Origin of the sequence: Pigmentiphaga aceris, from assembly GCF_008119665.1 — a bacterium.
GTDB classification, from domain to species: domain Bacteria; phylum Pseudomonadota; class Gammaproteobacteria; order Burkholderiales; family Burkholderiaceae_B; genus Pigmentiphaga; species Pigmentiphaga aceris.
Genome location: NZ_CP043046.1, coordinates 3,961,532 through 3,985,318, shown reverse-complemented (window position 1 = coordinate 3,985,318; position 23,787 = coordinate 3,961,532). Strand labels below are relative to the sequence as shown.

Genomic DNA, 23,787 nt, shown 5'->3' with positions numbered 1-23,787 from the left:
TCGACCTTGGCGAATCCAAGCCGCTTGGTCCCGAAACGTATGCGCGAAGCCGTTGAAGGACGGCTTACGCACGGTCAGGTCGAATTCAATGTGCCCCGGCCGCCTCGGCCGACGGAGCGCCGCCCTTGCGGTTACGCTTGGCAATCCACACCAGCGGAATCAAAACCAGGAAGACGATGGCCGATGCGTGGAAGATATCCAGCGCGCCCATGGTCATCGCCTGCGTCGTCACCATGCGTTCCAGCATGGCGTAGGTCTGCTCCACACTCTGACCCGCTGCGCGCATGCCAACCAAGGCCTGCTCGGTGATCGGGTTGCCGGGGTTGGTGACTTCGGACAGCGTGGCGTGATGCACGGCAGCGCGGTTTTCCCATTGCGTGGTGGCAATGGATGTACCGAATGCACCTGCGGTGATCCGCACGAAGTTCGACAGGCCAGATGCACTGGGGATCTTTTCCGGCGGCAGTCCCGACAAGGTGATCGACACCAGCGGCACAAAGAACATCGCCATGGCTGCACCTTGAATCACGGTCGGCAGCATGAGGGTGCGCAGGTCGACTTCGGTGTTGAAACCAGAGCGCATGAAACTGACCAGCGAGAAGATCATGAACGCAATCGAGGCAATCGCACGCGGGTCGCGGGTGGCCAGCGCCTTGCCCACGAAGGGGCTGATGATGATCGCCAATATGCCGACCGGCGCGGTCACTACCCCTGCCCAGGTGGCGGTGTAGCCCATCTGGGTTTGCAGCCACAGCGGCATCAACACCACGTTGCCGAACATCACACCGTAGGCCACTGAAATGGCCAGCACCCCGGACGTGAAGTTGCGTCCTGCGAACAGGCGCAGGTCAACTATCGGGTGTTTTTCGGTCAGTTCCCAGATCAGGAAAAATACGAAGGACACCAGCGCCACGATACCCAGCAACACGATTTCACTGCTGGCAAACCAGTCAAGTTCTTTGCCCTTGTCCAGCATGATCTGCAAGGCAGATACCCAGACCACCAGCAAGGCCAGGCCGATGGTGTCGATGGGCAGCTTGCGCGTGGGGGTTTCCCGCTTGCTGAAGATCGACCATGTGGCCCAGGCCGCGATCAGGCCGATGGGGATGTTGATGTAGAAGATCCACGGCCAGCTGAAGTTGTCGGAAATCCAGCCGCCCAGCAGCGGGCCGGCAACCGGTGCCGTCAGCGTGGTCATCGACCACAAAGCCAGCGCCAGCCCGGCCTTGGCTTTGGGGTAGCTGGACAGCATCAGCGTTTGTGACAGCGGAATCATCGGCCCGGCGACCAGGCCTTGCAGCACACGGAAGGCGATCAGCGATTCCAGGTTGGGGGCCAGGCCGCATAACCAGGACGCGATGATGAACAGGATGATCGACGCCACGAACAGGCGCACCTGGCCGAAGCGCTGTGTGAGCCAACCCGTGAGTGGCACGGCAATGGCGTTGGACACCGCAAACGAGGTGATGACCCAGGTGCCCTGGCTGGCCGCAACGCCCAGGTCGCCCGAGATCGCGGGCAGCGACACGTTGGCAATCGAGCTGTCGAGCACGTTCATGAAGGTGGCCGCCGACAACGCGATGGTGCCGATCAGGCGCTGGCTGCCAACCAGGGGCGGGTAGGCGGCCTGGGGGGCGGCTGGGGCTGGTGCGGGTGCCGCAGCCGGGGCAGGTGAGGACATAGTCGTGTCGGTCATGGCCGGGTGTCTATTCAGTGACTGAAGCGCAAAACGGCGGCTCGGTGCTGAGCTGGGTGCCGAATTTGGTACCCAGCTTGATACCAATAACGGATCGACCTCGCAGTCAACCCTGGCGATTGGCCGCAAGTGACGGCGTCTTGCCAGATTGATGCTGTGCCGATGCCGCCTTGCTTACGGGGGCGCGTGTCAATGCGGTGGACGGGCCGGCTTGTGATGCGGCAACTGGCGCGTTGCCCAGATTGGCGGCGATGGTTTCGCTGACCAGGCGTTCGGCCTCAGGCGACACGCTGTCGAAGGCCTGGGTGGCGTAGGCGGGCGCACTGCGCTTGCCTTGCGCCAGAGTGGGGCCAGAGGTGTCCGTGATGTTCACCTCCACCGTCATCGACAAGCCCACGCGCAGCGGGTTCGCGGCGATTTCCTTCGGGTCCAGCGCGATGCGCACCGGCAGGCGTTGCACGATCTTGATCCAGTTGCCGGTGGCGTTTTGCGCAGGCAGCAGGGAAAACGCGCTGCCAGTTCCTGCTGCCAGCCCGGCGATGGTGCCGTGGTATTCCACCTTGTCGCCGTACAGGTCGGCAACCAGCTTCACCGGTTGGCCGATGCGCATATTGCGCAGCTGCACTTCCTTGAAGTTGGCGTCCACCCATACCTGGTCAAGCGGAACAATCGACATCATCGTGCCGCCCGGAGCCACGCGCTGGCCCAGCTGCACGGCGCGCTTGGCGACGTAGCCAGACACCGGCGAGGGCAATTCCGTGCGTGACCAGTTCAGATAGGCTTCACGCACCTTGGACGCAGCCAGCATCACATTCGGGTGGTCTTCCACACGCGTGCCATCAGTCAGCGCGGTGTTCGATGCCAGTTGTTCACGGGCACCCACCAAGCCAGCCTGCGACGCGGTCAGAGCGGCGCGTGCGGTGTCGACCGCGCTTTGCGCATGCAGCAGTTCTTCGCCGCTGACTGCACCCGAACTGCCCAATTCCTGACGACGCTTCAAGTCGGCCTGGGCGCGGGTGAGTTCGGTCTGAGCACGCTTGATTTCGGTATTGCGCACATCGATGGTCGCCGCCAAGGCACCGTTGCCGGTGTACAGCGTGCGAACCTGGCGCACGGTCTGGGCCAAGTTCGCACGAGCCTGATCGAGCGCGATCTGGCTGTCGGCACGATCCAGATCGACCAGCGGCGTGCCGGCTTTCACGAAGTCGGTGTCGTCGGCGTGAATAGACACGACCGTGCCGGCGATCTGCGGCGTGATCTGCACCAGATTGCCTTGAACATAGGCGTCGTCGGTGCCTTCGTGATAGCGCGCTACCTGATTCCACCACATGCCGTAGCCAACTGCGCCCAGCACCACCAGAGCACCGAAGGACAGCATCAGAAACTTGCGTTTGGGCGAAGCGGGGGCTGCGGCAGGCGTGGGTGCAGCAGCGGGGGAGGTCGTAGCCGAGTTGGGGTTGCTGGACATCGTGGTTACCTTTCTGTCATTCGTCCCGGCGGCGGGCCGGAAGGTGTTTGGTCATGGGCGGCGCAAGAAGCAAGGGCAGTGAGCAATGGCAGTGCTCGGCGCGTCGTCAACGCGGTGCTGCGCTCGCCACGTCTTGCGGGGCTGCCGGGGCTTCGGGGGTGGCGCGGGCTTCGGGCCAGTCGCCGGTATCGATGCCGCCACCCAGATTGCGCATCAGGTCGGCATCCAGCAGCAGGGCGCGCGCTTGCAGATCCGCATCCAGCCGCTGCTGGGCCAGCACCGAGCTTTGCGCGGTCAGCACCGTCAGGTAGGTACCCAGACCCGCGCGATAACGCTTCAACGCGATTTCATAAGCGGCTTCGATGGCCTGGCGCGCTTGGCGCTGCTCGGCGGTCTGGCTTTTCAGCCACTGCATGGACTGCAAGGTGTCGGCAACTTGGTGAACGGCATCTGTCACCGTCTGGTTGTAGTTGGCGATCGCCAGATCGGCATCTGCACGCTTGCCCTGGTAGTTGGCATTGAGCCGGCCTGCATCGAAGATCGGCAGGCTGATCGCCGGGCCGATGCCGGCAATGCCGCTGCCGCTTTTCAGCAGATTGGGCAGACCCAGCGCCGACAGCCCGACAAAGCCCACCAGATTCACGTTCGGATAGAAGCTGGCGTGCGCGGCATCGATGTCGCGTTCGCTGGCCTCGACACGCCAGCGCGCCGCCACTACATCGGCGCGACGGCCCAGCAGGTCAATCGGAATGGCAGACGGGGCAATCGTGTCAGGAGTCTTCACCGCTTGAGCCACCACCGCTTCGCCGCGCGAAGGCGCTGCGCCGATCAACGCCGACAACTGGTTGCGTTGCAGTGCAATCGATTCATCTAGGCGCGCACGTTCGGTACGGGCAGATGCCATTTCGGATTCGGCCTGGCGGACTTCCACCTGCGTATCCAGCCCGGCGTCGAAGCGCTGGCGAGTCAGGGCCAGCAAGTCTTCACGCTGCTTGATGGCTGCGCTCAACACCTGGTGCTGGGTGAACAGACGCTGCAAGTCCAGATAGCTGCTGGTCACGGTGCCAGCGATCAACACACGGGCCGCTTGCTGCTGGGCCTGTGCGGCGCGGGCTTGTGACAGCGCGGCATCCAGCAGCGAACCGTTGCGATTCCAGAAATCCAGGTCGATCGAAGCATCCAAAGACAGCTTGGCATCGGTATCGACACTGCCAGCCAAGGGCTTGGGCACCGCGCCGTTTTCCGTGTACCGCTGGCGGGTGGCGTTCAGATTGCCTGTGACACGACCGCCGCTTGATGCCCGTGCCAGGCCGGCAGCTGCATTGGCTTGCGCCAGCCGGGCACGTGCCACGGCCAGGCTAGGGCTGCCCGTCAGCGCTTCGTCCACCAGCGCGTTCAACTGCGCATCGCCGTAACGCTGCCACCACTGTTCAGTGGGCCAGGTAACCGGCGTGAGTTGCGCGCCAAGCACGGCGGGATCGACTGCCGTTGCACGTGGCGCGCCGGCGTCGATGCTGGCGCACGCGCTGAGCACGGCGGCCACGATGGGGATAAGCAGAAGACGAAGTTTCATGATGGTTCTGACAGTTAGCTGAATTATATTGACCGGGCTGTAATTGCTTAGGCAGCTATTTGTAGAAAAAAAAGCGGCTCGCACCGCTGGCTTTTTTCAGGGCTGGTCCGGGGGAGGGGTTCCATTGGCCAGCATTCGACGAAGCAGACCTTTCATGATTTCGCGTTCATTCTCATCGAAGCCGGCGAAATGCATTTCCGTGACCTTCAACAGCAAAGGCGGAATCTGATTCGCCTTGTGCCGACCTTCTTCCGTCAGTTCAAGCTTGATCACACGACGGTCTTCGGCGCTACGCGAGCGGCGGATCAGCCCCTTGTGTTCCAGGCGATCCAGCATGCGGGTCATGGCGCCGGTGTCCATACCAACCACCCGCGCCAGTTCAGCAGCGGTATCGGCCTGACCAGCCGCCATGCGCAGCAGTGGTGTCCACTGCATTGCGGTCAAATCCATGGGCGCGACCTCGATATCGATGGCGCGCTGCATGGAGGCGTAAGCCGACTTGATCAGATAACCAATGCTTTCTTCGGGCCGAAAGTTGGTCAGGCACCAAGGGGCGGACTGGAGAGGATCGTTTGGCAGGCTCATGACTCAAAGTTTACTGCCTATGCAGTAATTGTCAATAAAGATTGCTGCTTGCACAGCAACTGTTGCGCGATGACCAATTTTGTTTATCCAGGCACAGCGGTGGCTTTCGCCTGGTGTTTGGTCTGCTGTTTAGTCTGTCTGTGCATTCCATATGGGGCCGATTTCGCGTCAAACCAGACGTGCGCGCATCAACTCGTTTTTCAGATAGGCGTAATAAACGGGTGCGGCAACCAGGCCGGGTAACCCGTAGGCGGCTTCCATCAGCAGCATGGCGGCCAGCAATTCCCAGGAATGCGCGTGGATGCGGGTGCCCACGATGCGCGCGTTCAGGAAGTACTCGAACTTGTGGATGGCCACCAGGAAGGCGAGTGCGGCAATCGCCACGTTCAAGGATGCGGACAGGGCAACCAGCACCACGACCGTGTTGGAAATCAGGTTGCCCACCACCGGCAGCAGTCCGGCGAAGAAGGTCACCAGAATCATGGTCTTGGTCAGCGGCAGGTGCACCCCGAAGAGCGGCAGCAGGACCACCAGGAACACGGCAGTCAGTGCGGTGTTGACCAGTGAGATACGGATCTGAGCGAAGACGACGCGATGAAAGGCGTCGGCCAGCAGGCGCATGCGCAGGGTCAGCGCTTCGGCCAGGGGGGCGGATTCGTGCGGCGGTCGAGCTTGGTACAGGGACACCATGCCGCCCAGCACCATGCCGATGATGGCGTGCACGATGCCGGTGACGACTTCGCCGCTGGCCAGTCGCAGGGTGCTCATGTGTTCGCGCGCCCAGATCATGACGTCGTTGCGGAATTCGGTGGCGTCGGTGGGCAGGTATTGCACGAGCGGGCCAGGCACTTGTGTTTTGGCTTCGTCGATGACCCGCATCAGGCGTCCCAGCAGGTGGGGCAAGCTGCCGGCGTCGCTGCGCAGGAAGCTGATGGCGGCGACGACGGCGATGGCGAGGGCGGCGATGACGATGGTGGCGACGAGTGCAACGGAGATCATGCGGGCGCGTTCGCCGGATACGCGGCGCTGTAGCAGCGGCGACATGAGGCGGACGAGTTGGTGTACGAGCAGGCCGCAGAGCAGGGGGAGCAGCAGGCGCAGGTGCAGGACGAGTATCAGGGCGGCGGCTGCGAGTAGCCAGCTGGCGATGGCGATGGGCCGGTTGATGGCGTCGTTCTGGGCGGTCTGGGGGGCGTTGGGCATGGGGTGGCCATTTCCGTACGTGTGCTGGTGTCGCGCTTGGCGGTTTGTTGGACCTTACCGCAGTGGGGGACTTGTCTGTCTGGTCTTGCCAGATCCTTTACGAGTTTTACGGGGTTTGTTGGTGATGGTGCGGTGGTTTTTCTGCGAGTTGGGTTTTGCGCGTAACGGTGTTTTCGTTCTTGAGTCAGTCGTGGGTGGTGGGGCCGGGTCGGCTGCCCCGCTGGACGTTGGCGTCGGGGCTCCCGCCCTCCACCTCGTCCAGAAGGGCAGCCGACCCGGCCCCACCACCCACGCCTTCAAGGTCGTTTGGTTAAAAGCTGATCCCGCCTTTGGGCGTTTGCCGTTTCTCTGGCTGCTTGGTGCTGTTAGCGGTTCTCGGCATTCGGTGGTCACCATCCTTCAATCGCTACGCGGCTGGCACCCGGGATTGGCTGGCCAGGTCGCCACGAAGCGGCTCAGCGGCTCACGTCTCTGACCGTATATCAGGGGCCTTTCAGGGCGATGCCACGCAAGAGAATTTGCGCGTCTGCTTGATGGTGGGGTGACTTGGAAGCGGATGGCCGCACACCAGGTAATGCGACGAAAAGGCGGGGCGCTGAAGGTTGGTGCTTTGACGGCTGTGTGTTGAACGTTCGGGGCGATAGAGAAAGTTCGACGCGGTGAAGAACGTGCGGACTGATGAAGAATGTTCGGACCGATGAAGAACGGTGATGAGTGGTAGTAAGTGCTGATGCTGCCAGGCGTTTCAAAAAGCACTCACAGGTCCGCTGAGCGCATGCATCAAATCAGTCGCCAGTAACAGGATCGTGGACCTGTAGGACGGTCAGAATTTTTGCGTGGAAGGCGCTTCTAACAGCTCTCCGCACGCAGTTGAGCGCGCTGAGCCGCCGACGCTCCGGTGGTTTTTTTATCGCCGCATGGCAAGCGCCTCGCCAACACGCAGCACAAGCGTTTTACGTAAATCAGCCGCCAGCGCCACGGTCGTCGCTGCCGCTCTCCGCATGCCGTAATGCTGCGGCCACCCGCTTCGGTGTCACCCCACCACCAAGCAGAAGCGCAAATATTCTTGCGTGGCGCTGCCGTAAAAGGCTGCTGAAGAACCCACCGAATCGTGAGCCGGAGAAATCTCTTCGTGGCGACCTGGCCAGCCAATCCCGCGTGCCAACCGCATAGCGATTGAAGGATGGTGGCCATCAAATGCCGAGAACCGATTCCAGCACCAAGCAGCCAGAAAAGTCCAGCTCACCCACAGGCGGGATTGGCTTTTAACCAAGAAAGTCTGAAGGCGTGGGTGGTGGGGCCGGATTGGCTGCCCTTCTGGACAAGGTGGAGGGCGGAGACCCGACGCCAAGGTCAAGCGGGGCAGGCGAGCCGGCCCCACCACCCGCGACTGGCAGAAGAACCGCCACACCGTTACGAGCAAACCGCACCCGGCCCAGCAGCACAGCAACCTAGCCGAAATAACTAACCTTCAAGAAACCTTGAGCGACAACCCGCCATCAACCGGCAGATTCACACCAGTGATATAGCTTGATGCGTCCGACGCCAGGAACAGCGCCGCATTTGCGATTTCCCATGCCGTGCCCATGCGCTTCATCGGGCATGCCGCGTCGCGTTGCGCGACCATTTCTTCGGGGCTCGCGTACTGATTGCTGATCTGCTTGTAAATCAACGGCGTATTGATCATGCCCGGCAGAATGGTGTTGGCGCGAATACCTTGGCCCGCGTATTGCAGTGCCAGGCCAACGGTGAACTGGTTCACGCCCGCCTTGCTGGCGTAATACGACGCATAGGGGTAGCCCGTCCAGCGAATAGCGGCCAAGGACGACACGTTGATGATCGAACCCCTGCCTTGCGCAATCATGTGCGGCAGCACGTGCTTGCAGGTCAGGAAAATGCTCTTCAGATTCACGTCCATCACACGTTGCCACGACTCTTCCGACTCTTCGATCGGACCGCCCATGGCCGTGATGCCAACGTTATTGTGCAACACATCGATGCTGCCCAGACGCGCGGCGAGTTCGTCCACCAGGGCTTTGACTTGCGCCGAGTTGGTCACGTCGACCGTGGCTGCTTCGGCCTTGAATCCTTCGGCCAGAATCGCGTCGCGGGTGGCTTCTGCTGCCGAACCGCTGATGTCGGCAACCACCACATGCGCGCCGGCGCGGGCGAAGGTGATGGCGGTGGCTTTGCCGTTGCTCCAGCCAGTGGTGTCGTTCGACCCGCCGCCGAACACCAGGGCGACGCGATTTTCAAGGGGGAGGCTCATGCTTGTCTCGTGAAGAAAAATGGGATGGTCTGATGAGGTGCTGACGGGCGAGGATCAAGGTTGATGCGTCGCGCAGCAGGTAATGCGTTGGTGTGGCGGGTGCGGTGTCGGGCAGAACGCAAATGCAAAATCCACATGCAAAACCGAACACACAGACCCACCACCCGCCAATCAACCGATCAACGTGCGCGTTCCAGAATGCTTACGTAGTTCGCAACGGCTGCGCCGCCCATGTTGAAGACGCCGGCCAGCGTGGCATTGGGGATCTGCATGTCGCCTGCGGCATGCATCAATTGCATGGCGGCCATGACGTGCAGCGATACGCCGGTGGCTCCCAGCGGGTGGCCCTTGGCTTTCAGGCCGCCCGAGGGGTTGACCGGCAGCTTGCCTTCGCGGGCGGTGGTGCCGTCCAGCGCGGCTTGCCAGCCCTTGCCGCGCGGGGTCAGGCCCATGGCTTCGTATTCCAGCATTTCGGCGATGGTGAAGCAGTCGTGGGTTTCGACCAGGTCCAGATCGAACAGGCCCACACCAGCTTCTTTCAGGCCCTTGCTCCAGGCTTGCGATGCGCCGCCGAAGTAGTGGTCTTTGCGCAGGCTCAACGGCAGGAAGTCGTTGACCTGCACGGTGGAGCGGAACTTGATGGCCTTGTCCAGGGTGCGTGCGACATCGCCGCTGACCAGTACCAGGGCGGCGGAACCGTCGGATACCAGCGAGCAGTCGGTGCGGCGCAGCGGGGCGGCAACCAGCGGGTTCTTGTCCGACACGGTGTTGCAGAAGTCCACGCCCAGGTCGCGGCGGAACTGTGCGTAGGGGTTGTGCACGCCATTGCGGTGGTTCTTGGCGGCGATGGTGGCAAGTGCCAGGCTCTGGTCACCGTGCTCGGCAAAGTACTCGCTGGCCACCTGGCCGAACACACCGGCAAAACCGTGGTCGATGCGGTCTTCTTCCTTGCGGTAGGAACCGGAACGCAGCACGTCGATCAGCTTGTCGTTGGGTACACCGGTCATCTTCTCGACACCCAGTACCAGCGCGATCTTGCCGGCACCCGATTCGATGTAATGCATGGCGGCGTGCAGGGCGGCCGAGCCGGTTGCGCACGCGTTTTCCAGCCGGGTGGCGGGGGTGTGGCGCAGAGCAGGGACGGCCATGGCGACCAGCGCTGCACCAAAGTCCTGCGGCGACAGGCCGTTGTTGAAGGTACCCAGGAAAATCGCATCGACCTGAGCCGCTTCTACGCCCGCGTCGTCAAGCGCGGGTTGTGCCACCAGCCGGATCAGGTCTTCCACGTCCAGCGCGTCGTGTTTGCCAAAGGGGCTGTGGGCCCAACCAGCGATGCATACCTGGGGAGTCATGGTGCGTTTCCTTGTGGGTTGATTGCGTATTGAATGGGGTAACAACAACTGGAGTAATCAACAAGCCGGTAATCAGAGGACGTGCGGACGCCTTGCGGCGACCCGCAATACCTTCCACGCCGGTGTCATATCAGAGGGTGTTGATGCGTTGCATGACGGTGTCGGCCTCGGTGCGCAGCAGGGCCGACAGGCTTTCCTGGCGTGCACCGACGATGCGCGACTCGATGGCTGCAATCGACAACGCGCCGATCGGGCGGCCCTGCTTATCGGTGATGGCCACACCCAGCGCCCACGAACCTTCGAGGATCATGCCGGGGTTGAGCGCCACCCGGTCGCGACGCGTCTGGGCAGCCATTTCGCGCACGCGTGCGAGCTGCACACGTGGATAGTGTTCGGCAATGACGGCTGCGTTGGCTTGCAGCGCAGATTCCATGTCGGCATCGGGCAGCGAGGCAAGAATGGCCAGGCCTGCGGCACTGATGCCCAAGGGGTGGCGTCCACCTGGTTGCAGCAGATGGGTACGAATCGGGTACGAGCCTTCTTCGCGCAATACACAGACGCTGTAGCTGCCGCGCGGAATCACCAGGAATGCGGTGTCGCCGGTGAGCTTTGCCAGGCGCGTGACGCTGTCGGTGGCGGCGTCGAGCAGGCGCTGACGACCATTGGCCAAGGTGCCCAGCACCCAGGCCTCTTCGCCCAGTACGTAGTGTTTATTGTCGGGATTCTGTTCCACCATGCCCGAACGGGCCAGCGCGCCCAGCAGGCGTCGTGCGGTGGATTTGCTTAGCTTGAGTGCGTCTACGACGTCAGTCAGTCGCGCGCCACGATGGTGTGCGCTGGCAACGAAACGCAGGACTTCCATAGCGCGTTCGATGCTTTGGGTGCCCGCAGCAGCTGCGCTACGGGGTGTTGCCTTGTCCATCCTAATGCTCTCCAGGGCTGCCGTCCCTTCTTCGAAGGACTGCATGTTGGCGTCGATGATACCGAGTGCCATGCCGGGACACGGCGCGCGGTATTTCATCAATGCCACCATACGGCACTTTTGCCCTGGTGAGTCATGGGGATGTCTTATTCAGTGGCTTGGCTACGGGTTATCCCTTGGCACTTATTGGGCACTTACTGGATAGTTCCTGTGTTCTTCTCCGGTTTTCAGCGAACCAGGCAAGGGCGCTTGGCGTCGAAGCGCCAGTTCGGCGACAGGAATTGCATGGCAATCGCGTCGTCGCGTGCGCCCAGACCGTGTTGCAGATAAAGCTGGTGCGCCTGCTCGACCTTTGCCATGTCGAGGGTCACGCCCAGGCCCGGTGTGGTCGGCACGGCAACGTGGCCGTCGATGATTTGCGGCGGGTTGATCGTCAGGCCTTGACCGTCCTGCCAGATCCAGTGGGTGTCGATGGCAGTCACGCGGCCCGGTGCAGCGGCGGCTGCATGGGTGAACATCGCCAGCGAGATGTCGAAGTGATTGTTGGAATGCGAACCCCAGGTCAGGCCGAAGGATTCGCACAGCTGGGCGACGCGAACCGAGCCTTGCAAGGTCCAGAAGTGCGGGTCGGCCAGCGGGATATCGACGGCTTGCAGCGAGATCGCGTGCACCATCTGACGCCAGTCGGTGGCAACCATGTTGGTGGCGGTAGGCAGGCCAGTGGCACGACGGAATTCGGCCATGACTTCGCGGCCCGAGAAGCCGCCTTCGCCGCCGCAAGGGTCTTCCGCGTAGGCCAGCACGCCATGCAAGTCACGGCACAGGCGAATGGCGTCTTTCAGCAGCCAGCCGCCATTGGGGTCGAGCGTGACGCGTGCTTCGGGGAAGCGGGCGTGCAGGGCGCGAATGGCTTCGACTTCTTCCTCGCCGCGCAGCACGCCGCCCTTGAGTTTGAAGTCACGGAAGCCATAACGTTCGTAGGCCGCTTCAGCCTGGCGCACGATGGTTGCGGGGGTCAGGGCTTCCAGGTCGCGCACGCCGAACCAGCTGTTTTCGGCGTTTTCGTCGCGGCGATAGGGCAGGTCGGTGCGCTTGCTGTCGCCAACGAAGAACAGGTAGCCCAGCATTTCGACCGCATCGCGTTGCTGACCGTCGCCCAGCAGTGCGCACAGCGGCACTTCCAGGAATTGGCCCAGCAAGTCGAGCATGGCGGTTTCAACCGCTGTCACGGCGTGAATGGTGATGCGCAGATCGAAGGTCTGCAGTCCGCGTCCGCCCTGGTCACGCTGGGCGAACTCGCGGCGCACGTCGGCCAGCACCTTTTGGTAGTTACCCAGCGTTTGACCGACGATCAGCGGCCGCGCGTCTTCCAGCGTCTGCCGAATGCCTTCGCCGCCCGGCACTTCGCCTATACCCGTGCGACCGTCGCTGTCAGTCAACAGCAGCAGATTGCGCGTGAAGAACGGTGCATGTGCGCCGCTCAGGTTGAGCAACATGCTGTCATGGCCGGCGACCGGAATGACTCGGACGTCGGTGATGCGTGGGCTGGATGCGGGGATGCGGGGGGAGGTGTTGGACATAGATGGCTGCGGCTGGCGAAAGTGGAACACTGCGTAGAGGCCCCTGCGATGGGGCTGCTGCGCGAAGGCAATGCGACGGCGATAAGCGAATAGGAAAAGAACGAAAAGAACGGGACGAAAAAAGCAGGACGAAAACTAAAAGGGGCTAAGAACGGACTTCATACGATCAAGAAATCACAGCAAAAACCAGCAGGAAAACACGGCACAACAAACACCAAATGCCGCGGCACGCACTCAGCGCACCACGGCACACGACATCAGATGACTCAGTCCGCCGTGATCTTGCGGGTTTCGATCAGTTGCTTCCAGCGGGCCGATTCCTTGGACTGGAAGGCGGTCATTTCTTCCGGCGTGTTGGCAACGATTTCCAGACCTTGGTCAGTCATGCGCTTGGCAATGGCCGGATCGCGGAAGGTAGCAATGGTGGCATCGGAAATTTTCTTCAGCACGGCGGGCGGCAGGCCCTTGGGTGCTGCGAAACCTTGCCACGAGTAGATCTCGGCACCTTGCACGCCTACTTCAGCCAGGGTCGGGACGTCAGGCAGCACGGGCGAACGCGTGTGGCCGGTCACGGCGATCGGACGCAGTGACTTGGCGCGCAGGTGGGCGATCACGGTGTTGACGTTCTGGAACGAGAAGTCGACCTGGCTACCCAGCAAGTCGTTGACTGCCGGGCCGCCGCCCTTGTACGGCACATGCAGGCCTTGCGTGCCGGTCTGCTGCCAGAACAGTTCTGCCGACAGGTGGTCAGACGAGCCATTGCCCGAGCTGGCGAAGCTGACCGCACCCGGACGCTTCTTCAGTTCCGCGATCACGTCGGCGACCGTCTGTGCGGTTTGCTTGGGGCTGGCGACCAGCACGTTGGGTGCCTGCACCGGCACGCTGATGTAGTCGAAGTCTTTCGTCGCGTCGTAAGCCACGCCCTTGATCAGATGCGGCGAGATGACAAACGGGCCCAGCGACGCGAACAGCAGGGTATAGCCATCGGGTGCAGCGCGCTTCACCGAGGCTGCACCGATCGTGCCGGTGGCACCCGGACGATTGTCGATCAAGAAAGTTTGGCCAAGCTGTGTTTGCAAGCCTTGAGCCATGACGCGACCCACGGCGTCGGTGGAGCCACCGGGCGGGAAGGGAACGACGATGGTGACGTTCTTGGTGGGCCAGTCAGTGGTCTGTGCCAGCGCGGGCGCGGATGCAGCGAAGCCTGCGGTTGCGCAGACTGCGGCCAGGGTGGCTGCACGCAGGCGGTTAGCGGTCTGCGGGGAAAAAGCCAGGGCGATTTTTTTCATGGCAAGCATCCTGTTCCAGATGGACGCTGCCCATACCGCAGGCAACGCCCACCTGGGTATTTACCGCCGGCGTCTGGGCACCGTGCGATGTGTCGGGTGGGGGCGTCCGGATCTTTCGTGACTCCGTATCGCTACGCTAATCATACGTTGTCGTACAAGATAGGCGATTGGGGATAGCCCGATGCTCGGGCTGACTTTTTCATCAATCAGTGCTGTGTTGTAGGTTGTCGTATGACATGCGGGTTTCCACCTGAAATCCCGTATGTCATGTGGCCAGACCTGCGTTGCCGCGAGGTCCGCCGCTCACGCGACGCCAACACGTCAACCACCACGCCGCTGCCAGCATGCTCCACCCGCCCCAGGCTGCCAGCCAACCGATGGACAGGGCCGTCTCGTTCTTCGCCACCCAGATGTTGGTGGCAGTGCCCAGTACCATCAGCAGTGCGCTGATACCTGCTCGCCCCCATCCACCACGCTGCCCTTGCGACGCGAGCCATGCAGCGCCTAGCGCCAGCACCAGCACGACCATGCTGAAGCATGTCCACCATATCAACCAAGGCAGACTTACCGGGTAGGCGAGGTGCAGGGCGACGGCTGCCGTCAGGCTGACCAGCGCAATGCGTTCCACCAGACAATGCGCCACCTGCCGCATCAACATGCCGCCCAGACGGTCGCGTGGCGGCATGCCGGGGGCCAGCATCAGTTCAGCCAGTTGGGCTGATCGCGCGTGATGGATGTGTGCAATTGCGCTGGCCGGCCTACCTGCGACCAGCATCAGGCCGGTAACCATCAGGGCGAGCACGGGCATGTTATGGACACGCGCCTGCTCGTCCATCAGGAAGGCAGCAGCCCACAGCATGGCGGCGATGGTAGTCGCGGTGACCAGATAAGTGATTAGCTGCGCACGTTGGCCAAGCGCTTGGCGGACAGTCTGGCATCCCCGTCCAAGCAGTGCGGCAAGCAGGTCGCGATTTCCCAGGGTTGGCGTTGCGTGCGTAGGAGTCTGGCGGCTTGTCTGTTTTTTCGACGCCTGTCTGGAAAAGCGAAATGCATCCAGCGACATGCCTTCCATCACCATGGCAAACGGTGCCAGGAACGGCAACCTGAGCGGACCGAGGTGCCATCGCCACGCCAAGCCTGCGATCAGCATGGCGAAGCTGCCCATCAACAAGCTGAACACCGGCGTTGCCATCGTATTCCAGTTGGTACCGATGATCAGTGCAGGCATGACCGGGACGGCAGCCGGCATGCTGACGATCAGAAAGCCCATGGCAGATCCCAACCACAAGGCGGCGATCAGTGCCGGCATGTCTGCACCAGCTGGCTGCCACACGAGTAGCGTCATGGCGGGCAACCCCACGGAGAACGCTAGGTGCAGCAACACACCACGCCAGAAAACGCGCCTGATTCCTGGCAGTCGCAACGACGTCATGCGGTAGACCAGACTGCAGACGCGCGTGCCCATCAATAGCCACCAGACTGCTGCGGCAATTGCCCAGCCTTTCAACCAGACGAGTCGGCCGGCGCTGTCGTTATCCATGTGGCCGATGAAAGCCGCCATGCCCAGCCCGCCAATGAACAACACCAGATTCAGCAGACTCAGCCAGGGAGCGGGCAAGATGGTCCGCAGCCATGTGGTCTTGGACTGCGCAGACATTGATTGCGCAGACATGGATTGCGAAGACATTACCGTCATGCCGCGACCTCCATGAACAGGTCGTCGAGATTGACCGGATGTACTTGGGCGGCGGCAGGCAATGTTGCTGACAGCGTTCCTGTCGCATCGTGCATCAGCAGAGTCCATCCGCCGGCCTCCAGCGCGCGGCGTGATTGTTCGCCGGGCAGGGGCTGTGCCGGTAGCGCCGACGACGCCGGCCACCAGACTCGTCGCCAGCTTTCTTTCACATCATCCAGGCTGGCGTGCAGGCGCAACTGAGCATCATGCAAGACCGCAACATGCGAGGCCACTCGCTCCAGATCGGAGATCAGGTGTGTGGAAAACAGCACGGTGGTCTCGTTTTCGCCGACCAGATTCACGACTTCACGCAGCAGGGCGCGCCGGGCGACGGGGTCGAGTGCCGATGCGGGTTCATCCAGCACCAGCAGGCTGGGGCGCGGTGCCAGGGCGCGAATGATGGCGACTTGCTGGCGTTCACCCGGCGACAGGGCCTGCAGGCGGCGCGTGCCATCCAGCTTCCATTCGTTCAGCAGACGGGCGCACAGTTGTGCATCCCAATTCGAGTACAGGCTGGCGATCATGTTCAGCATGCCGGCAATCGTCATCCAGTCGAAGCCATCAGGCTTCTGCGGCACGTAAGCCAGCCGCGACTTGTCGGTGTCATCAATGCTCGTGGCAGCTTTGCCGAACAGTATGGCTTGGCCGCGATCCGGCATGCGCAGGCCAATCATGCACTCGATCAAGGTACTTTTACCCGCACCGTTACGGCCTACCAGTCCCACGATGCTGCCGGGTTCCACGTGTAGCGACACCTCATCAAGTACACGGTGATGGCCGTAATCTTTCACAAGTCCTTCGGCGCTCAACAAGTTTGCGGGGTGGGGCACATCCGTCATTCCTGATTCCTTTCGTCGGTTGTCTTCATGCGTTTTGCGTGTGCGTTCTTCTTACGCGTTCGTCTATCAGCTGTCTTTCATCAGCTTGCGCAGTGCATCGATCACCTGATCGACTGGCAGCGCGAGTTCCTGTGCTTGCCTGGCCAAGTCGCGCAAGGCGGGGTCGAGCGCCTGAAGCCGCTCTTCCATGGATGTCACCCCCTGCGTGCGGTCGGCCACCACCATGCCTTTGCCACGCTGGCGCTCCAGCAGGTGCTGGGTTTCCAGCTGGGCATAGGCCTTGGATACCGTCATTGGATTGATCGCATGTGCTGCGGCGACCTCGCGCACCGAAGGCAGGCGGGTGCCTGGCGGGCACTGCCCTGCGGCGATCATCCGGGTGATCTGACCGACGATCTGTCGGTAGATCGGGTCAGGCGAGCTGGGCTCGATGTGTAACTTCATGGCGTCCATGTGTATTAGTATAGCAATACACTTAGGGCGAAGTGGTAGACATAAAAAAAGCTGGCCTGACTTGATGTCAGGCCAGCTTTCAGGCGTTCAGCAGGGCGTCGTGCCTACGTCCGTGTAAAGGAAACCCGGCAAACCCACTCAACAAGCCAGATCAGTTCTTGGTGCCGAACAAGCGGTCACCCGCGTCACCCAGGCCCGGCACGATGTACGCGTGGTCGTCCAGATACTCGTCCAGCGAAGCCACGTAGATCTTCACGTTCGGGTGCTTTTCGCAGAACACGGCCATGCCTTCGGGCGATGCCACCAGCGCCAGGAACTGAATGTCGCTGTCAGCCACGCCGCGCTGCTTCAGCACGTCAACCGCGTAGGCAGCCGAGTGGCCGGTGCCGATCATCGGGTCGCACAGAATGAAGCTGCGGCCTTCGACTTCGGGTAGGCGAATCAGATATTCCACCGGCTTGTGGTCCGCGCCACGATACAGGCCGATGTGGCCCACACGTGCCGAGGGCACCAGTTCCAGCAGGCCATCGGCCATGCCGCTGCCCGCGCGCAGCACCGGCACCACCGACAGCTTGCGGCCGGCAATGACGGGGGCGTCCATGGTGACCATGGGCGTTTCGATGGTGCGGGTGGTCAGCGGAATGTCGCGCGTGATCTCGTAACCCATCAACAGCGTGATTTCGCGCAGCAGTTCGCGGAAGGTACGCGTGGACGTGTCCTTGTCACGCATGTGCGTCAGCTTGTGCTGGATCAGCGGGTGATCAAGGATGAACAGGTTGGGGAAACGCGGATCGGTTTTCATGGGTGCGAGATACTTTCTCTGATGAATGTGGGTCAGGTCCGACCGGGCGCTACGCTCGACGGCGTGGACCTGCTGGTAATGATTGTGCTGCGTGGTTCCGGGCAAGCTGGTCGAAGCAAACCCGCCACCGCAGCCTTACTGCCAGTCGACGCGCGACGGACGACCCGGCAAGTCCAGGGTCGCCACCGCAGGCGGCGTATGCGCAATGATACGTCCGCGGCGCATCACCCACAGGCGGGTGGCGCGCAGGCGCAGGGCTTCGACCGGGTCGGCGGCTTGCAACAGCACCAGGTCGGCGTTGCAGCCAGGTTCCAGGCCGTAGCCTTCGATGCCCATGGTCTTGGCCGGGTTGCGGGTGACCGCATCGAAACAGGCCAGCATCGGATCGCGGCCGGTCATCTGGCCCACGTGCAGACCCATGAAGGCGACGTCCAGCATGTCGCCGGAACCCAGCGAATACCAGGGGTCGCGCACACAGTCGTGGCCGAAGGACACGTTGATGCCGGCGGCCATCAATTCCGGTACGCGCGTCATGCCACGACGCTTCGGGTAGGTGTCGTGGCGGCCCTGGATGGTGATGTTGATCAGCGGGTTGGCGATCACGTTCACCCGTGCTTCGGCCATCAGCGGGATCAGCTTGGACACGTAGTAGTTGTCCATGGAATGCATGGACGTCAGGTGCGAACCGGTGACGCGGTCGAACAGGCCCAGGCGATGGGCGTGGTACGACAGGGTTTCGATGTGACGCGACATCGGGTCGTCGGTTTCATCGCAATGCATGTCCACACGCAGGCCGCGTTCGGCCGCGATTTCGCACAGAATGCGGACCGATTCCGCGCCGTCTGCCATAGTGCGTTCGAAGTGGGGAATGCCACCCACCACGTCGACACCCATGTCCAGCGAACGCTTCAGGTTGTCCAGCGCGCCGGGCGAACGCAGCACGCCGTCTTGCGGGAAGGCCACCAGTTGAAGGTCCAGATAGGACGCAACCTGTTTTTTGACGTGCAGCAGCGCTTCCACCGCCAACAGGCTGGCGTCACAGACGTCCACGTGGCTGCGGATGGCCAGCAGGCCATTGCCCACCGCCCAATCGCAATACGCCAGTGCGCGTTCGACCACGGCGTCTTGCGTCAGCAGGGGCTTGAGTTCCCCCCACAGCGCAATGCCTTCCAGCAGCGTGCCGCTTTGGTTCACACGCGGCAGCCCGTAGCTGAGCGTGGCGTCCATGTGGAAGTGGGCGTCAACGAAGGGCGTGGACAGCAATTGGCCGGCCGCGTCGATCACCTGACCCGCTTGCACATTGGCGAATTCGGCGTCGGGGCCGACGGCATCGATGCGGCCGTCGACAATGGCCACGCTGATGGCCTTGCGGCCGTCAGCGAGGGTGGCGTTCTTGATAAGCGTATCGATCATGTTGCCTGGTAGAAAATCATCGTTCGCCCTTGCGATAGGGCTTCATCAGGGCCTGCGGGTAGGCGGCGCGACGCGCCATCACCACCAGGGCCAGGATGGACAGGATGTAGGGGATCATCAGGTAGACCTGATAGGGCAGCGATGCCCCCGAGGACTGTTGCAGGCGCAGTTGCAGCGCGTCGAAGAACGCGAACAGCAGCGCGCCTGCCAGGGCCTTGCCGGGTCGCCACGACGCAAATACCACCAGCGCCACGCAGATCCAGCCACGGCCGTTGATCATGTTGAAGAAGAAGGCGTTGAAGGCCGACAGCGTCAGGAAACTGCCCGCCACACCCATCAAGGCAGAGCCTGCGACGATGGCACCAATGCGCAGACGCGTCACCGACAAGCCCTGGCCTTCTGCGGCAGCGGGGTTTTCGCCGACCATGCGCAGCGCCAAACCGACCGGCGTGCGATACAGCAGCCAGGCAATGGCCGGCACCGCCAGCAGTGCAAACAAGGTCATGGGCGTTTGCCCACCCAGCACTGGTCCGATGATGGGAATGCCGTCCAACCAGTGCATTTCAGCAAACGGCGTGATGGTCGGTGGGGTTTCCACCTTCGGGAAGCTCACGCGATACGCAAAGTAGCTCAAGCTGCTGGCCAGCATGGTGACGCCAAGCCCCGACACGTGCTGCGACAGGCCCAGCATGACGGTCAGCACGGCATGCAGCAGGCCGAACAGACCACCGACGACGGCTGCAACCAGCACGCCCACCGGAAGCGGTGCACCCAGATAGACGGCCAACCAGCCCGAGAAAGCGCCGGCGACCATGATGCCTTCGATGCCCAGGTTCAAGACGCCTGCGCGTTCGCACAACAGCACACCAAGCGTGCCCAGAATCAGGGGCGTCGCAATACGCAGCATGGCGACCCAGAAGGCCGCGCTGCCAAGCAGATCCAAGGTTTCCATCATGCGGCTCCCATGCGGCGCAGCCGGTATTGCGAGAACAGCATCGCGACCAGCATGGACAACAAGGCGGTGGCAACGATCACGTCAGCGATGTAGTTGGGGACGGCAATCGCGCGGCTCATGCTATCGGCACCGACCAGCACACCTGCCACGAACACGGCGGCTGCAACCACACCCAGCGGGTGCAGCGCAGCCAGCATGGCCACCACCACACCGCTGTAGCCGTAGCCCGGCGACATGTCCAAGGTGACGTAGCTGGTGCGACCGGCCACTTCGATGGCACCGGCCAGACCGGCCAGGGCACCCGACAGCAGGGCGGTTCCGATCATCACGCGCGTAACGGGCAGGCCGAGGAATTTCGATGCGTGGGCATTGGCACCCACGGCACGCATGCGGAATCCGAACACGGTGTAGCGGTTGACCAGCCACACGACCACGGCCAGACCAGCCGCCCACAGCAGCCCGGTGTGGGCGCGCGTGCGTTCGATCAGCTTGCCGAGTTCCAGGTCCGATGCCAGCGCCACCGATTGTGGCCAACCCATGGCCATCGGGTCTTTCATCGGACCATCGAGCATCATCGACACGATCAGCAGCACGATGAAATTGCCCAGCAGCGTGGTGACGACTTCGTCCACACCCAGCTTGGCTTTCATCAAGGCCGGGATCAGCAGCCAGACGGCACCGGCCAGCGCAGCAGCGGCCATCATGGCAGCGAACAGCACGGGCATGGGCCAGTCCAGCGCCTCGCCGCCGTGCATGCCACCGACCGCGACGGCAGCCAGCGCACCCAGGTACAACTGACCTTCGGCCCCGATGTTGAACAGCCGCGCCCGGAATGCCACGGCGCAGGCCAGGCCGGTCAAGATCAACGGGGTGGCACGGGTCAGTGTTTCCGAGATAGCGAAACGTGAACCGAAGGCCCCATCGAACAGCAGGGCATAGGTCTGGCCGATCGGTGCGCCCGCCCAGGCGACCAGCGCCGCGCATACCAGCAAGGTGAAGGCAATGGCCGCCAGCGGCGCAAGCGCGGTGGCGGTGCGGCTGGGTTCGGTACGGCGTTCCAAACGCCATGCGCCGATCATGCTGTGGCTCCTGCATCAGCCACCGGAATGGTGGCCGGGTCAACGCCGGTCATGGCCAGGCCAATGCTGGCCAGCGTCCAGTCGCGCGCGGGGCGCACGGCCACCAGGCGACCGGCGCACAGCACGGCAATGCGGTCGGCCAAGGCAAAGATCTCTTCCAGGTCTTCGGAAATCAGCAGCACGCCAGCCCCACGCGTGCGTGCGGCAAGCAACTGCGAGTGCACATAAGAGACGGCCCCGATGTCCAGGCCCCAGGTCGGTTGATCGGCCACGATCAGGCGCGGTTCGCGCGCCAACGTGCGGCCGAGAATGAGTTTTTGCATGTTGCCGCCCGACAGGCTGCGCGTACGCACATCCAGCGAGGCAGCACGCACGTCGAAGCGTTCCACCAGTGTCTTGGCCCACGCACGGCCAGCACCGGCCCGGATCAGGCCGAAGCGCGCAAAGCGCGGGTCGTGCAGGTCTTCGACAATCGCGTTTTCCCACAGCGCGGCATCACCGATCATGCCTTCGCCGTGACGGTCTTCGGGAATGCGGCCCACGCCACGTGCGGTCCACTGGGCAGGCGCAATCGGTGCTGCTTCCGAGGCGGTCCCCAGGCGGATGGTGCCGCTGTCGGGCGCGTGCATGCCGGTCAGCACCGACACCAATGCTTGCTGGCCATTACCGGCAACCCCTGCAACCGCCAGGATTTCATGCTGATGCACGGTCAGGTCCAGCGCTTCGAGCTTGCTGGCGCGGCCCCCATGACCACCACCGGTTACCGTGACTTGCTTCAACTGCAACACCGGCATGGACGCAGGCGCACCCGAGGAATCTGCCAGGCGCGGCATTTCCACTTTGCGACCGACCATCAGTTCGGCCAGTTCGCTGGGGTTGGTGGCAACGGTATCGCGCTCGGCCACCAGTTTGCCCTGGCGCAGCACGGACACGCGATGCGAGATCGCCATCACTTCGTCAAGCTTGTGCGAAATGAAGATGACGGCCAGACCTTCGGCAATGAAACCGCGCAAGGTGGCGAACAAGGCGTCCACTTCCTGCGGGGTCAAGACCGATGTCGGCTCGTCCAGAATCAGAATACGCGCGCCGCGATACAGCGCTTTCAGAATTTCGACCCGCTGTTTTTCACCGACCGACAGATCACCCACACGGGCGTCCGGATCGACAGCCAGACCAAAACGTTCGCCCAGCGCGACAATACGCGCCTGGGCTTCCTTGCGGCCAGAGCGCCAGCGCCACAGCGACTCGGTTCCAACCAGCACGTTATCCAGGACCGACAGATTGTCGGCCAGGGTGAAGTGCTGGTGGACCATGCCGACACCCGCCGCCAGCGCCAGGTCTGGACGACCCGGCGGCAGCGGCTGGCCGAATACCTCGATGTTGCCTGCGTCGGCCACGTAGTGACCGAACAGGATAGACACCAGGGTGGACTTGCCGGCGCCGTTCTCGCCCAGCAGGGCAAGGACTTCGCCGCTGTTCACCGTCAGCGAGATATCGTCGTTGGCAGTCAGGCTGCCGAAGCGCTTCGTGATCCCACGAAGCAGGAGGGCAGTCTGTGCAGTCATCAACGTGCCGTCGACTTCGGCTCTTTGTCGTTTACCACCACGACGAGCTTGCCGTCACGGATTTCCTGTTCACGTGCCTTGACCTTGGCGATCAGGTCAGCCGGAACCTTGGACTCGAAGGTACCCAGCGGTGCCAGTTCCGACCCCTTGTGCTTCATGGTCGAGTAGACGCCGTAGTCGGCTTCCTTGAAGGTGCCTGCCTTGATGGCCTTCAGCGCTTCGTTGATCGTGGGTTCCATGCTCCACAGTGCCGAGGCCACCACGGTTTCCGGGTACTGCGGCTGGGTGTTCACGACATTGCCGATGGCCAGCTTGCCGCGTTCCTTGGCGGCGTCGGACACACCGAAGCGCTCGGCATACAGCACGTCCACGCCCTTGTCGATCATGGCGAACGACGCTTCCTTGGCCTTCGGGGGATCGAACCACGAACCGATGAAGCTGACCGTGAATTCGGCCTTCGGGTTGGTTTCCTTGGCACCGGCCATGAAGGCGTGCATCAGGCGGTTGACTTCAGGGATGGGGTAGCCGCCAACCAGACCGATCTTGTTGGTCTTGCTCATGCCACCGGCGATCATGCCGCTCAAGTAGGCCGGTTCCTGGATGTAGTTGTCGAAGACCGCGAAGTTGGGGGCCTGGGGCTTGCCCGAGGAACCCAGCAGGAAGGCGGTCTTCGGGTAGTCCTTGGCAACCTTGCGGGCAGCAGCTTCCACCGCGAAGGCTTCGCCCACGATGAACTTGTTGCCTTGCTCGGCGTACTGGCGCATGACGCGCTCGTAGTCGGCGTTGGTGACGTTTTCCGAGAACACGTAGTCGATCTCGCCGCGCGCCTTGGCTGCGTCGAGTGCCTTGTGGATGCGGCTGACCCACTGCTGTTCAACGGGCACCGTGTAGATGGCGGCGACCTTGATTTTTTCCTGCGCGAATGCGGGCAGCGACAGGCCGGTGGACAGCGCGATCAGCGCGGCGCCAGCCGACAGCAGAGTGCGGCGAGTGGTCATGGGGTGAGCCT

General features: G+C 62.5%; 19 protein-coding genes. All 19 read right to left on the bottom strand.

Annotated features, from left to right (window positions below; genetic code table 11):
* Positions 1 to 85: 85 nt before the first annotated feature.
* Positions 86 to 1,696, bottom strand: a complete 1,611-nt coding sequence (locus FXN63_RS17245) for a DHA2 family efflux MFS transporter permease subunit (RefSeq protein ID WP_425468622.1) — start codon at positions 1,694 to 1,696, stop codon at positions 86 to 88.
* A 106-nt stretch (positions 1,697 to 1,802) separates the two neighbouring features.
* Entirely contained in the window at positions 1,803 to 3,164 is a 1,362-nt protein-coding gene (locus FXN63_RS17240) for an HlyD/EmrA/EmrK family protein (RefSeq protein ID WP_148816441.1), read from the bottom strand.
* A 106-nt stretch (positions 3,165 to 3,270) separates the two neighbouring features.
* On the bottom strand, positions 3,271 to 4,737 hold the full coding sequence (locus tag FXN63_RS17235; protein WP_148816440.1) for an efflux transporter outer membrane subunit: 1,467 nt from the start codon (positions 4,735 to 4,737) through the stop codon (positions 3,271 to 3,273).
* A gap of 96 nt (positions 4,738 to 4,833) precedes the next feature.
* Positions 4,834 to 5,322, bottom strand: a complete 489-nt coding sequence (locus tag FXN63_RS17230; RefSeq protein WP_148816439.1) for a MarR family winged helix-turn-helix transcriptional regulator — start codon at positions 5,320 to 5,322, stop codon at positions 4,834 to 4,836.
* 168 nt (positions 5,323 to 5,490) lie between these two features.
* Entirely contained in the window at positions 5,491 to 6,525 is a 1,035-nt protein-coding gene (locus FXN63_RS17225; protein WP_148816438.1) for an AI-2E family transporter, read from the bottom strand.
* A gap of 1,471 nt (positions 6,526 to 7,996) precedes the next feature.
* Positions 7,997 to 8,794 carry an SDR family NAD(P)-dependent oxidoreductase gene (locus FXN63_RS17220; protein ID WP_148816437.1) on the bottom strand — a complete coding sequence of 266 codons (798 nt, stop codon included), beginning with the start codon at positions 8,792 to 8,794 and terminating at the stop codon, positions 7,997 to 7,999.
* A gap of 179 nt (positions 8,795 to 8,973) precedes the next feature.
* Positions 8,974 to 10,146 carry an acetyl-CoA acetyltransferase gene (locus FXN63_RS17215; protein WP_148816436.1) on the bottom strand — a complete coding sequence of 391 codons (1,173 nt, stop codon included), beginning with the start codon at positions 10,144 to 10,146 and terminating at the stop codon, positions 8,974 to 8,976.
* A gap of 130 nt (positions 10,147 to 10,276) precedes the next feature.
* Positions 10,277 to 11,140, bottom strand: a complete 864-nt coding sequence (locus tag FXN63_RS17210) for an IclR family transcriptional regulator (RefSeq protein ID WP_187394930.1) — start codon at positions 11,138 to 11,140, stop codon at positions 10,277 to 10,279.
* 155 nt (positions 11,141 to 11,295) lie between these two features.
* Positions 11,296 to 12,648 (bottom strand): glucarate dehydratase, encoded by a 1,353-nt coding sequence (gene gudD / locus FXN63_RS17205; protein WP_148816434.1) that lies wholly within the window; start codon positions 12,646 to 12,648, stop codon positions 11,296 to 11,298.
* Positions 12,649 to 12,914: 266 nt separating this feature from the next.
* A complete protein-coding gene (locus FXN63_RS17200; protein ID WP_148816433.1) occupies positions 12,915 to 13,937 on the bottom strand; it encodes a Bug family tripartite tricarboxylate transporter substrate binding protein in 1,023 nt (340 codons plus the stop codon).
* A 265-nt stretch (positions 13,938 to 14,202) separates the two neighbouring features.
* A complete protein-coding gene (locus tag FXN63_RS17195) occupies positions 14,203 to 15,624 on the bottom strand; it encodes a hypothetical protein (protein WP_148816432.1) in 1,422 nt (473 codons plus the stop codon).
* A 5-nt stretch (positions 15,625 to 15,629) separates the two neighbouring features.
* Positions 15,630 to 16,511 (bottom strand): ABC transporter ATP-binding protein, encoded by an 882-nt coding sequence (locus FXN63_RS17190; RefSeq protein ID WP_148816431.1) that lies wholly within the window; start codon positions 16,509 to 16,511, stop codon positions 15,630 to 15,632.
* Positions 16,512 to 16,577: 66 nt separating this feature from the next.
* A complete protein-coding gene (locus FXN63_RS17185) occupies positions 16,578 to 16,955 on the bottom strand; it encodes a GntR family transcriptional regulator (protein ID WP_246164866.1) in 378 nt (125 codons plus the stop codon).
* A 160-nt stretch (positions 16,956 to 17,115) separates the two neighbouring features.
* Positions 17,116 to 17,766 (bottom strand): uracil phosphoribosyltransferase, encoded by a 651-nt coding sequence (gene upp / locus FXN63_RS17180; protein WP_148816429.1) that lies wholly within the window; start codon positions 17,764 to 17,766, stop codon positions 17,116 to 17,118.
* Between the two features lie 135 nt (positions 17,767 to 17,901).
* Positions 17,902 to 19,179, bottom strand: a complete 1,278-nt coding sequence (locus tag FXN63_RS17175) for an amidohydrolase family protein (protein WP_148816428.1) — start codon at positions 19,177 to 19,179, stop codon at positions 17,902 to 17,904.
* 16 nt (positions 19,180 to 19,195) lie between these two features.
* A complete protein-coding gene (locus FXN63_RS17170; protein ID WP_425468741.1) occupies positions 19,196 to 20,131 on the bottom strand; it encodes an ABC transporter permease in 936 nt (311 codons plus the stop codon).
* A complete protein-coding gene (locus FXN63_RS17165) occupies positions 20,131 to 21,213 on the bottom strand; it encodes an ABC transporter permease (RefSeq protein WP_148816426.1) in 1,083 nt (360 codons plus the stop codon). The genes FXN63_RS17170 and FXN63_RS17165 overlap by 1 nt, the downstream gene beginning before the upstream one ends.
* The gene (locus FXN63_RS17160; RefSeq protein WP_148816425.1) at positions 21,210 to 22,778 is read right to left on the bottom strand and encodes an ABC transporter ATP-binding protein; all 1,569 of its coding nucleotides are present in this window, start codon (positions 22,776 to 22,778) and stop codon (positions 21,210 to 21,212) included. Before FXN63_RS17160 ends, FXN63_RS17165 begins: the two co-directional genes overlap by 4 nt.
* Entirely contained in the window at positions 22,778 to 23,776 is a 999-nt protein-coding gene (locus FXN63_RS17155; RefSeq protein ID WP_148816424.1) for a BMP family protein, read from the bottom strand. The genes FXN63_RS17160 and FXN63_RS17155 overlap by 1 nt, the downstream gene beginning before the upstream one ends.
* Between the last annotated feature and the right edge of the window lie 11 nt (positions 23,777 to 23,787).

Coding starts and splice junctions, on each gene's coding strand:
- FXN63_RS17245 (WP_425468622.1), bottom strand. CDS start 1,696: ATGACCGACACGACTATGTCCTCACCTGCCCCGGCTGCGGCACCCGCA.
- FXN63_RS17240 (WP_148816441.1), bottom strand. CDS start 3,164: ATGTCCAGCAACCCCAACTCGGCTACGACCTCCCCCGCTGCTGCACCC.
- FXN63_RS17235 (WP_148816440.1), bottom strand. CDS start 4,737: ATGAAACTTCGTCTTCTGCTTATCCCCATCGTGGCCGCCGTGCTCAGC.
- FXN63_RS17230 (WP_148816439.1), bottom strand. CDS start 5,322: ATGAGCCTGCCAAACGATCCTCTCCAGTCCGCCCCTTGGTGCCTGACC.
- FXN63_RS17225 (WP_148816438.1), bottom strand. CDS start 6,525: ATGCCCAACGCCCCCCAGACCGCCCAGAACGACGCCATCAACCGGCCC.
- FXN63_RS17220 (WP_148816437.1), bottom strand. CDS start 8,794: ATGAGCCTCCCCCTTGAAAATCGCGTCGCCCTGGTGTTCGGCGGCGGG.
- FXN63_RS17215 (WP_148816436.1), bottom strand. CDS start 10,146: ATGACTCCCCAGGTATGCATCGCTGGTTGGGCCCACAGCCCCTTTGGC.
- FXN63_RS17210 (WP_187394930.1), bottom strand. CDS start 11,140: ATGGCACTCGGTATCATCGACGCCAACATGCAGTCCTTCGAAGAAGGG.
- gudD (WP_148816434.1), bottom strand. CDS start 12,648: ATGTCCAACACCTCCCCCCGCATCCCCGCATCCAGCCCACGCATCACC.
- FXN63_RS17200 (WP_148816433.1), bottom strand. CDS start 13,937: ATGAAAAAAATCGCCCTGGCTTTTTCCCCGCAGACCGCTAACCGCCTG.
- FXN63_RS17195 (WP_148816432.1), bottom strand. CDS start 15,624: ATGTCTTCGCAATCCATGTCTGCGCAATCAATGTCTGCGCAGTCCAAG.
- FXN63_RS17190 (WP_148816431.1), bottom strand. CDS start 16,511: ATGACGGATGTGCCCCACCCCGCAAACTTGTTGAGCGCCGAAGGACTT.
- FXN63_RS17185 (WP_246164866.1), bottom strand. CDS start 16,955: ATGAAGTTACACATCGAGCCCAGCTCGCCTGACCCGATCTACCGACAG.
- upp (WP_148816429.1), bottom strand. CDS start 17,766: ATGAAAACCGATCCGCGTTTCCCCAACCTGTTCATCCTTGATCACCCG.
- FXN63_RS17175 (WP_148816428.1), bottom strand. CDS start 19,179: ATGATCGATACGCTTATCAAGAACGCCACCCTCGCTGACGGCCGCAAG.
- FXN63_RS17170 (WP_425468741.1), bottom strand. CDS start 20,131: ATGGAAACCTTGGATCTGCTTGGCAGCGCGGCCTTCTGGGTCGCCATG.
- FXN63_RS17165 (WP_148816426.1), bottom strand. CDS start 21,213: ATGATCGGCGCATGGCGTTTGGAACGCCGTACCGAACCCAGCCGCACC.
- FXN63_RS17160 (WP_148816425.1), bottom strand. CDS start 22,778: ATGACTGCACAGACTGCCCTCCTGCTTCGTGGGATCACGAAGCGCTTC.
- FXN63_RS17155 (WP_148816424.1), bottom strand. CDS start 23,776: ATGACCACTCGCCGCACTCTGCTGTCGGCTGGCGCCGCGCTGATCGCG.